Annotated in this window: 1 protein-coding gene; it reads right to left on the bottom strand. The window is 66.7% G+C overall.

The window, feature by feature from the left end; genetic code table 11:
• Window positions 1–528: 528 nt before the first annotated feature.
• Window positions 529–763: hypothetical protein (locus tag ACYVDE_RS24965; protein WP_460504211.1), on the bottom strand; the 235-nt coding region annotated here is incomplete at its 5' end.

Genomic DNA, 763 nt, shown 5'->3' on the forward strand with positions numbered 1-763 from the left:
GCACGGCGGGCAACTGGCCACGCAGGCTTCCCGGGCCCAAGTGGGCGCAGAAGCGGCTGTAGCTACTGAACGCGCTTCGGCCGCGCCCTCAAGGGCTATTGCAACGCCGGCTGAGTCCGGACAACAAGCCGCGCCCGCCGTGGCTTCTGCTGCCGAAGTTGCTGGCGCGGCAGCTGGCAGCGGCTCTTTCACGGAAGCCAGCAAACTGCATTCAGCTAGCCGGAAGCGGCCATTCGACACGGGTACGGCAGCAGTTGAAGCGGCGACAACCAAAGCAAAGGCAGAAACGGAAGCAGCGGCCGCACTGGGACGTAGCCAGCCGGCGCTTGTAGCTTTCGCGGATGCATCGCGGCGACGCGAACTGGCCGCGCGGCGGCGGAACAACGAGCACGTTGTAGGTGCGGATGCAGCCACCCCGCGTATTACTTACGACCCGCGCCGCGCCGCGCCGGCCGGCATCGGTACCGCTTTCACAACCCCGAATTCGGCAAATGGACTTGCGGCCGAGGTACGCAGCAACTCGCAGAATCAGGCGGTACCAGCAGCCCCGTCCGTAGCTGTTGCGCCCGCGCCGACTGCTAGCTCGGTTAATGCCGCCCGGCAACAGGCGGCCCGCAATAATTCTCCATCGGCGGCCTCGGCGGCGGCACAGTCGGTGGCATTGGCTGGGAATTCGCCTGGCGCGGCCGCATCGCAGCCACTGCGGGCTGCAATGTTGGCCCAGGAAAGATGGGCGCTGGCAGCGGCCCGGATTTCGACCTTG

The organism is Hymenobacter agri, from assembly GCF_054778495.1.